This window comes from Candidatus Ruminimicrobium bovinum (assembly GCF_902760015.1).
Lineage (GTDB): Bacteria > Elusimicrobiota > Endomicrobiia > Endomicrobiales > Endomicrobiaceae > Ruminimicrobium > Ruminimicrobium bovinum.
On record NZ_CACWEU010000158.1, the window covers coordinates 1 to 9977 of the forward strand.

The 9977-nt window shown below is 25.0% G+C and carries 4 protein-coding genes; 1 reads left to right on the forward strand and 3 read right to left on the reverse strand.

Features of this window, described 5'->3' with window-relative positions:
- Positions 1–43 precede the first annotated feature (43 nt).
- Positions 44–5401, forward strand: a complete 5358-nt coding sequence (locus ACMUOV_RS05380) for a hypothetical protein (protein WP_413854081.1) — start codon at positions 44–46, stop codon at positions 5399–5401.
- A gap of 852 nt (positions 5402–6253) precedes the next feature.
- Here the strand turns inward: ACMUOV_RS05380 and ACMUOV_RS05385 are convergent.
- The 3 genes from ACMUOV_RS05385 to ACMUOV_RS05395 form a co-directional block, all read right to left on the reverse strand.
- A complete protein-coding gene (locus ACMUOV_RS05385) occupies positions 6254–7270 on the reverse strand; it encodes an FkbM family methyltransferase (RefSeq protein WP_413854082.1) in 1017 nt (338 codons plus the stop codon).
- A gap of 6 nt (positions 7271–7276) precedes the next feature.
- Positions 7277–8311, reverse strand: coding sequence for a DUF3089 domain-containing protein (locus tag ACMUOV_RS05390; protein ID WP_413854083.1), 1035 nt, complete (start codon positions 8309–8311; stop codon positions 7277–7279).
- 9 nt (positions 8312–8320) lie between these two features.
- On the reverse strand, positions 8321–9977 hold a 1657-nt coding region (locus ACMUOV_RS05395; RefSeq protein ID WP_413854084.1), incomplete at its 5' end, for a hypothetical protein.

The window sequence follows — 9977 nt, forward strand, 5'->3', positions numbered from 1 at the left end:
ACGAGTTAATAATATAGTTTATCAAAGCGCATTGGCACCGCCGATGGTTTGTGTTAGAACGGATTTATATTCATTGGCAATTATCATAAATTCATGGACTTCCGCCATGACAAAAAGGAATATCCCTTTTAAAAAACAAGCCGATATAATTTCATCGTGGTTAAATAAAAACAATATAAACGTTGATTTTAAAACGACTAATAATAAAATAACACTTAATTCAAAACCTATATCGGATATATTAACACAAACTCAAACAAAAATTAAAAATACCGAAATAACTCATAAAACAATATTTAATTTTTTATGGTATTTAAATGATTTAAAATTGAAATTTTATTCTTATTTACTTGTTTTAAAATACACATTCGCTAATATATTCGGATATACGGATATTGAAAATAAAATTCAACCGAATAATAAAGACTTAAAAGTAAAAAATATGTTTATAAGTACGGAATATCAAAAAACCGTTGATGCCATAAACGGAGATATGCCTGATGTTATTATAATTACGTTAGACAACAAAGAAGATAAAGCATTTTGTGAAAATAAAATCAATGAATTGTTAAAAAATAAAGATGTCCGTGTAGAGTATATAATAAAAGATCAAAATATCGGTTCTGCCGCAGGTTTGGTATATGCAACGGATTACTTAAAAAGTAATAAAAATTATGATAAGTTAAAAACTGTTGTTATAGATGTTCCGCACGAAGATATAAACCTTATCAGGCAGGAATTGCCATTACCGTTTAAAGATAAAAATTTAACACCGCTTCAACTTGCATTATTAAACGGAATAAGAGCTTGCAATAAATTCGGTGATGACGGCGGTATTGCTTTTATGGAAGCAAGAAGTGTATATATAGGCGCAATGAATATAACAGGTGATTTGACATTTATATCGTCCATCGTAAATATGGAAGAAATAGAAGAACAAAATTTGGCTCTAATTATTAAAAATGATGAAGACAGAAGTGAAATAGAAAAATTTTATTACGGTTTTAAGCCGGATGATATTACGGATGTTGTTGAAAAAAGGGGTATAGCAACTAAAAATTTTTATAATTTTAATAACAAGAAATTGGAACAATTTGAAGTTATTACGGGTAATATGCTTATACATTTCGATGATAATGATAAATATAAGCAATTTATTGATTTTATAACAGATATGAAACCTGCAATACAGAAAACAAATGAAAGGATGAGTATTTTAAAGCATTTGTTTAAACCTTATTTAAGACTTTCAAGAAATGAAAGTCATAAAACAGACCTTGTTCGTAACACGGATATGTCATCAACGGAAAAAAGAAAATTTTTTGATTATTATACAGATAAATTTGAAGAAAATTATAAAAAAAGAAAAGACAGTTTAGGAAATGTAAAATTTTCGGTTTACAACCATCCGTATTCAAATTATTCAAGAAATTCTACACAAGATAATATTTCGAATTTATCAAATATTGTAAAAAACGATAATACAAGTATTGACAGTTATGAACCGATTAACAAAAACAACTTTGAATTGATAGAAATACCGGTTGAAACCCTTGCGAATGATTCTGCTTTAAAAAGAACTTATGAAATTTTAGAACAAATAAACGGTAATACACTTGAAAGCAAAAAAGATTACGACCAGATTTTGGATATTTTAACGGAAGTATTCAGAACAACTTATTTTCAAAATGAATTATATACGGTAGAAAACGAAAATACGGCTAAATTATATGTATTAATATCCGACATTATAAGCAGTTCAATTAATAATATAAATAAACAAATATCCAAAACGGAAGATAACAGTGTATTAAGACAAGATTTGGAAAATTTAAAAAGAAGTTTGTTGGTTATGCAGGAATATACGGTTGAATATTTAAGACTTTTGGATTACACTTCCACACTTGCTACGTTATGCGGATATATATACCCTAAACATTCAATTTTTGAAACATATAAAATAATGCCCGTAAACAGAGTTCTTTTCGGATTTACAAGAGGGATAAAAAATGCTCAAATTGATGTTAGAAACCAAATGAGAAAAGTTCAATATTTGTGTAATAATAAGTTAATGTATTCTCTTTATCCGTATAATACGCTTGAAAAAGATATTGAAGATTTTATAGAAAGTTCACAAAATCCGAAAGAAAAAACTGCAGTCGGTATGCAAAAGGGGTGGGGAACAAGAAGAGCTCTTCAAAGGTTTTCAACAATAATAACGGCTCTTCAATCCTGTGTTGCAACAGCTTTTGTTGCGGTTATGAAGTCAGCCGTTACGGCCTCCGATATATCTGAGATGCTTCAATTTTTGTTAACCGGTTTATTTCCTCCGGTATTTCTGCACAGAGTATTAATTTGGTTCGGTTGGAAAAATGATTTTTATAATAAAAAGAAAAAAGAAATTGATGTTGAACTTTCAAATATGAAAATACAAAGAAACTCTGCCGAAGTTTTTATTATGAAAAAAAATCCGTTTGATAAATTGGATAATATTCTTTCACAAATTATAAAAGATAAAAATTTAAACGATGAAGGTCTTAAACTTGCAGAAAAAAATAAAGAACTTATAAAGAATTATAATGAATTTTACGATTTGAAAATAATATCGGAAATACTAAATAATAACGAGCAGATTATACATTTGTTATCGAATAACAATTTGTTAAAAAAACCTCTTGAAAATATTACAAAAGAATATAATGATATTTTAGATGAACTTACAATAAATTATAAACAAAAAAAAGAAAACGAAGGGGAACATTTTAAAACGCCGAAAGAAATAAGAATAAACAAATTAAATTCCGTTTTAACAAATTGGAAAGAAATAACCGATAAAGAAAATTTAACAGCAAAAGATTTAAGTACAATAATAGACTATTCAACCGAAATTATTAAATTGACTTCTTTTAACAGAAGATCTCTTAAAGGAAACAATAAAGACGACCTTATAGATACTTTACAGGATGTAATTTCTTTTTATGATAAAACCGTAGAGCTGTATTATAAACTGCCAAAAAAAGAACGAGAAGAAGAACAAATGGCAATAGATTTTAAAGAATTTAATTTAATAGGGAAATATTTTGTTAAATATTATAAATCGTTAAATTATTTGGTAACTTTGGAAACTTTGTATTACTATAGAATTTCCGAAGGAAATAAAATGCACTTTTTGGAAACTTTTAAAATAGCTGCAATAATTCGTTATTTGTTCGGTATTAATTTTGGTATATTTTTATCTCAAAAAAATTTGATTGCAACAATGGCCGAGGTAAAACAGCTCGGTAATGATATAATGCACGGCGGTTTATATGACAACAATTTTGAAAAAAATATAGATTATTTCATAAATAAAAATAAAAATCCGCAACATTTTGATTTGGGTATAAATGAAAGTTGGCGAGCAAGAAAAATGCTTTCAAGGTTGGTTCCTACCGTTTTATTTATTCAAAAAATAATTATTGCATTAACAACAAATTCTTTTTCTGTCAGAGCATTATCCGTTTCGTTCGCAACAGGTGTCGGCTTAACAATATTTTTACATTGGATACCTATTTTGGACGGATTTATAAAAACAATGAGAATTAAAGAAAAAAAATTAAAAAAAATGAAGGAAAACAGGAATAAGCAGTCCGTAAATGAAATGGAAAACATCCAAAATTCATTAACGCAAAAATACTTAAAAAACATATCGAAAGTTCCTTATGGAGACATGCCGGATTTAATTTTTGTTACCGGTAACAAAAATCAATATAATGATGAACATTCTTTAAAAAACACACTGAAAGGTATATCGGAATACGGCAAATTTAAAACGGTTCCAACCGAATTTTCTATTACGGAACAAACCGGAGACGGTAATTCCATAATACATGCATTTAACTCAATTACGGATAATTATGATGAATTGGTAAAAAAATATCCTTCACTAAAAGATAAAAAACCGCAAAATTTAAAAATAGCAATATTAAATATTGATGGTGCAAAACCGGAAAATATAACAAAACCTTTGGGGTTTGAAATAATTAACGGCAGGCAGGCAACAGCCGTGGAACTTGCTTTTTTTAATGCAGTTGGAATGTTGCAAACAAATAGCAAAAATAATGGAAATATAGCTATAGCAGACCCTTCGTATTTATATTTAGGTAATTTATATCAGGAAGAAAATATAACAATACTTGGAACGGACATAAAATATGAACAGCTTGAAGAACAAAATTTGCCGCTTTTGGTTGCAGATGAAGATAATAAAGGTATATACAAAATATTCAATAAATTTAATATTTCCAAAATAAATAATACTGTTGTCAGAGAAAGTTACAGCAGAAGATATGACATATCGGAAAATCCTTTAATAAGGTTACCTGCTTATTCCGGGCTTATAGGGGTAAATGTCAATAATATTAAAGTTTTTAATTTGCTTGAAACAGCAAAAAACTATGTTGAAAACTATAACGGGGAAAAAGAAGAAATAGATTTTATTGCGCATATTTTAATTCCGATACTCAGAATAATGAATAATGAAGATATGAATGCATATATTGAAATTTTAAAAAAGGATGCGGCAAATACGATAAAAAGAGATAATATTGATAAGTTTTACAGAGGACTTTTTAAAGAGTTTTCGGAATTTTTGGGTAATGAAAATTTTGATTCGGTAGTAAATTTAAAAGTAGAACACAGTTCTCTTATGACAAAAAATCAAGAAGATATTTTCTACAATGAGTTTGTATCCGATATAAGTGCTTTACAAAATACCGAAGACAATAATATTGATATATTTGATATATCAAATGAAGAAATTAAATTTAACGAAGTATCCGTTATTGCAACAATTGATTTTAATGATTGCACTCCGGAACAATTGGATAAAATTATAGAAAATTTACCTGTAAAAGAGAAAAAAATAATTATTAAAAATATATATGATGAAAATAATCCTAATCTGTTTAATACGGAGTCAATAGAAATTGATATGGAAGATAAACAAATTTATGATACTATTGAAAAAGAAAACGAATATAAACAACAACTTGCTTATAAGAAATATCAAAAAATATCGAATATATTAAAAGAAAAAGAAATAGAACAAATTTATGAAACTGATGAAGACTATTACAATTTGAAATTATCCGATGAAAATAATATTGAAGAAACTTTATTAAATATATCAAAGAATAATAACGGATTTTTAAAAATATCATTAGATATCAGTGATTTATTTAAAGATTCTGAAGTCAATAATAATTTTAATAAATTAAATAAAATATTGAAAAAATACACTATTCCAAAAGAAGACGATACAACTATATTGCCTATATTTAATAAAGATAATATTAGAAAGGAAACCACAAATAACAATATAAGTACTCAAAAAATATACACTATTCTTACTTGCGCATAGTAAACAAAAAAAATTACCTATAAAATTTTATAAACTCCCCAAAAATATTAACATCGGGTTATTTTAGCCGATTGTAAATAAGGCATAAAAGCGGTAATTTTCAAAATTCAAAATATAATACAAAATATATATAATATATAAAAACATAAAATAAATAAACATCATTTATTATAATTATAATATTTTTACAAATATTACAAAAATATATCAAAAATAAATATTATAAATTTTATAAAATTAAAATTTTGATTTAAGGGGTATAAAACTACCTTAAAATTAAAATTTTTGAATTTTTGATAAAACAAACCTATATAATACAAAATATCTACAATACATTCATCAAAAACTTACATATTAAAAATCAGGAAAAAACAGTTTTTTAAATTTTATAAAAACTTCCAAAAAATCATCTCAAAAAAAATTACTATTTTTTTAAAATCTCAAAAAAAATCAAAATTCAAAAGTTATTTTTTATCATTTTTTCATAATTAAAACAGTCAACAAATACACAACTATATATAGCTGTGAGTGTTATTGTATAACTTTTAATAAAAAATATAATTAATAGTATTTTTTATATTGATAATTATAAAAAAATACTCTATTCTTAACATTTTACTTTAATGTTAATTTTTATTTATTTTTCCTATCAACTTAACATAATATACATTATCGGAACTAATAAAAATATATAAAAATTTGAACTTTTTAATAAAATCTTATAATTTTTTTAAAAAAATTTTTTCTTGTTTTTTTGATTTTTAATTTTTATTATTTTTTTAGATTTTATATTTTTGTAAAAAAAACAAAAATAAAATTTAATATTTTTTTTAAAATAAAAAATATTACATTTTATAAAGCATAAATAACCGTATCCGTAAAATTTGATGTATAACTTGCAAAGTAAAATTTATAACCTATATTCAATTCATTTAAAAATTTTGATATTTTATAACAATCTTCTTTTTTATGATAAGCAGCTATTGCCAATTTCGGTTTATACTTTATTAATGTTTCTTTTGCCCCTTGAAGAGCCCTCAATTCGCAACCTTCTATATCCATTTTAATATAATCTATTTTTTTTATTTTATTACTATACATAAAATCGTCAATTGATAAAGTTTTGTATTTTACAGAGTTTAATTTTTTTTGAGAAGTTAATGCGGTAATATCGGCACATTCTTTTTTTGTATATAATATTCTTCCGGATTTGTTATATAACGGCTTATTTATTAAAGTTATATTTTGTGAAACTTCTTTATTGTGATTGAAATTTTCTATCATTACATCAATATTATCTTCAAAAAATTCAAAAGTCCATACTTTTCCTTTTTTTCCGACCCTATCGGCAAAAAGTAAAGCCGTATCCCCCCAACAACCGCCGGCATCTATAACATAATCACCTTTTTTTAAATATTCTTTATAATTATACTGATCATACGTAATAAGTTTATCAAGTAAAGATTTTACACCGTATATTTTTAAATTATATCCTAATTTTAACAGATTATAAAACTTTAATTTCCTTGTTGCCGATTTCAATTTGAACACAGAATCATTTTCTAATAAACCGTCAAATTTCTTCCTGGATTGTAAATACTTATTGTGTTCCTTATCAGAAGGGAAAACAACCGTCATTTTATATGCAACCATTTTTAAAAACAATTGTTTGTCATTATAGTTTTCAAGTAAGCGGTAAAAATATTCTAAATATTTATAATTTTTTTTAAACCAAATAAAATATTCTGACACGTTGTTTCTTATAAAATCATCTTTTATTAAACAATTTTGTTGTGGAATATTATTTAAGTCGGTAATAGTTCTATTATAAGAATGAATTAAATAAAGCAGACTTTCCTTAAAATTCATTTATAATCATTTTATTTTATGTTTTTTAAGATAATTGTTTATTCTAACTGCAGCATTTTCTTTTAAATTATTATAAAAAAACATGTAGTCATATACATGTAAAACACCTTCTTTAAAAATATCCTGCCCGCCTTTATATTGGTTAGTATCCACATCAACAACCAAAGCATTTGACCCGAATTCCAAATAAGCAGTTTCAAACGGCCTTGATTTAATAAATTTATTATTTTCATAATCATAAATAACGGCACCCTTATAATGCTTTTTTGAAGATGGAACGTTATTTGTTTTCCAACTTATCGGATTTATTGCCTTTGATTTTTTATGAAAAACAGCAGAATATCCGTTTGCCGCAACTTGAGTATTATATGAAATAATACAACCTATGTCGGAAGCCGATTCTGCCATTTTAAGCCACGGATATTGTTTTAAATCATCTTCGGTAACAGAATAACCTATTATGTAAGCTGCAACTAATTTATTCTGTAAATTTTTATCACGTAATCTTATTTTCATAAGTTCTAAAATCATAGCAGAACCTTGACTGAAACCTGCCAAAATAAAAGGTTTTCCTTTATTATAATGGTTTAAATAAAATTCAAAAGAATTCATAATATCCGAAAAAGCCGTCATTAAAAGTTCTGTTTGATTTTCTTTATCAAGTGCTAATAATTCTATTGATGCCTGTCTATATAAAGGAGCATAAACATTTGCGTTTCCCTCAAAAATACCGGTATAATATTTAGATAAATTCGTTGCCTTTTTTACTAATTTTTCATCAGTTACATCCATTAATTTAAAACCTTCGCCCGCAAATATTGTAGGATACACAAAAAAAACATCAACTTTATATTTAGAATTATCTGCAGGGATTAATGCCCACCTGTTAATATTTGAATAATCGGGCTGGAAAGGAATTTCAATTTTTTCTATATCAAAATTATTTTTTAATTCAAAATAATAATCACTGATATTTTGACAGAACACCGATACCGAAAAACAAAACAAGAATAAAAATATAAGTTTTAATTTATTTTTCATAAAAACCTCTTATGCCGCTGCAAATACTTTCTTTAAATTTTGTATAGATGACTGAATTTCAGGATTTATTTCAAAATCTCTTAACTTGTTAACAATAATATCTTCTATTATAGCATAATTTGCAAGCAAGTCATCGGTTAACGGTTCTATTTTATAATCATTTTCCCTAACTATTTTTCTTATTATGTTATCCGTATTTTTTTCAACGTCTGAAACAGATGTTTCAACGAAATCCAAATCAGTTTTTTGTTTGCTTTCAAGAATCAATTGCATTGTTAATGTTAAATACGCTATTCTATAATCAAAATTTAATTTTTTCCTAAAATCATTAACGGAAATATTTAATTTATTATTTTTATTTAATTGTTTTAAAGTTTGTTTTTCAACAGTATTTATTAAAATTCCCCTTACCGCACCAATAACTTGTGTATAATTACCTTCATTAATAATATCTTCCAAATAAATACGTGCAACTTCAGGTAAATAATAAAAAAATGTGCTGTTTTTCAAAACAGAAATTAAACTTTCAAGTTCTTCACTGCTATATGTATTATTTGTAAAATCTTTTGTTAACATATCTTTTAAAAATTCATTATTATTAAAAAATTCAATATTAATATTTTTATTAACAATAAAATCATCAATAAATTTACTGTCTAAAACTGATTTTAAACCTATATTGTAATATTTTTTACTATTATTAACTTCTTTTAATTTATCTTTTATTACTTCGTTACCGTTATTTGCATAAAGAAGCGCAACATCATCTACAGATATTGAAATCAGATTCGGTTCTTTTAACAATTTATCTATATTAACTTTATTTTCATCTATATCATTTTCATCTTCTTTTGTAAGCTCAAGCTCAAATTTTCCCGAATAAATATTTTTATTATTAATATTTAAAATAGGAATTATTCCATATTTTTGAAAAATATCTTCATCAAATTGTTTTAAAACTTCATCATCAATTTTAACGGATAACCTTGTTGATACCTTTAATGAATCTGATAAAGAAATTTCTTCAAGTAAATTTTTAACCTGTTCATAATTTAATGAAGTTGCATCTATTCTGTTACCATCCAATAAATTATCATATGCATTTGTTGATAATACAAATTTTAAACCGTATTTTTTTTGAGCATTAATTATTTTAGTTAAATTATCTCTCATTTGCTGCTGATTTACAACAATTACCCCAATATCATTTGAAATTGCATCGGTTATTACGGAATTAATACTGTTTTGTTTATTTGAAATATTTAAAACTCCTTCTATAGCTTGCATATATGCATTATGTGTTACATTAACTTTTGTTCTGTTAATTATATTTTTTTCCATTTCTTGTTCATTTTCTCCAACAACGGGTATAAAGCAATTTACATTTTTTAAATATGTTGATACAAAGCCGTCTTGATTTTGTTCTTGTAATTTTTTCTTTAACTGTTCAAAATCGACATTATTATCAAAACTTGATATTCTATTTTTCGAATAAAAAATAATACTGTCAATATTATTATTATTATCGAATTTAACATATATTTTTATTTTTTCCCCTTTATGTTTAATATTAATATCTGTCTTTTTATATTTTTTCCAATCGGGATAAACGTTTTGAGGATTTTGCCCGTTGATAAAATCTACAAAAGCTATGTTATAATTTTTA